This window comes from Vibrio sp. 1069, from assembly GCF_033340555.1.
Window position 1 is genome coordinate 1 of the sequence record NZ_JAWOWP010000225.1, and the last position, 828, is coordinate 828.

1 protein-coding gene is annotated in these 828 nt (G+C 41.5%); it reads right to left on the reverse strand.

The window, feature by feature from the left end; translation table 11 throughout:
• Positions 1 to 147 precede the first annotated feature (147 nt).
• Positions 148 to 771, reverse strand: coding sequence for a helix-turn-helix domain-containing protein (locus R7040_RS25600; RefSeq protein ID WP_005454180.1), 624 nt, complete (start codon positions 769 to 771; stop codon positions 148 to 150).
• Between the last annotated feature and the right edge of the window lie 57 nt (positions 772 to 828).

Consider the following 828-nt stretch of genomic DNA (forward strand, 5'->3'; position numbering starts at 1 on the left):
TGTGACTCTTAACATTTTAATCACAACAAAACGTATAAAAAAGGCGCTTCATTGACCAATATATCATCAACAGAGCGCCATCATAACGTATTTACACTTGTTAGCAATCGTTTGCTTTCACTATAGGAAATTTACAACTATTTATCACTACTTGGCGGTAACCCACAAAATTTGAGCATCTTCCTCACTTACGCTGGTCAACATGTGTCCCATGTTCGCGTCGTAATAGACACTGTCACCTTCGCTCAAAACCACCGGCTCGTAAAACTCAGAATAGAACATAACCTCCCCTGATAAGATGAGCAAAAACTCCTCGCCATCATGACGAACCCAATCTTTGTATTCGTCGAAACTGCGAGCACGGATCTGGCTCTTAAACGGCATCATTTTCTTATTGGAAAGTTGTGTCGCGAGCAGTTCATGTTCATAGGTCTGAGTTGGGTGTGGTTTTCCTTCACTTTTCTTAGTGATATCTCTACGCCCTGTTGCCACTTTTTTTCTTGGAGGTTCAAATAGTTGTGGCATGTCAATCTGCAATCCAAGCGCCAATTTTTGCATGGCTTGGAACGTAGGAGAAATCTGTTCGTTTTCAATCTTACTTAGCGTAGAACGCGCAAGACCAGTACGCTGACTCGCCTCTTCTAACGTAATGCCCAACTTAGAACGGATATCCTTAATGCGTTGACCAAGCTTTAACGGCTCGATATTTTGATCATTTTGTTCTTTCGCCAACGTCATCGACGGGTATTCATCGTAAATACTTTCTGCCATAAATCCCTCTATAAATATCCTTATTTCTCTCCTACTAGCATTGTGCATGAACCCTAT

Excerpts from the sequence above, each read along its gene's own strand:
- R7040_RS25600 (WP_005454180.1), bottom strand. The coding sequence starts at position 771 with ATGGCAGAAAGTATTTACGATGAATACCCGTCGATGACGTTGGCGAAA.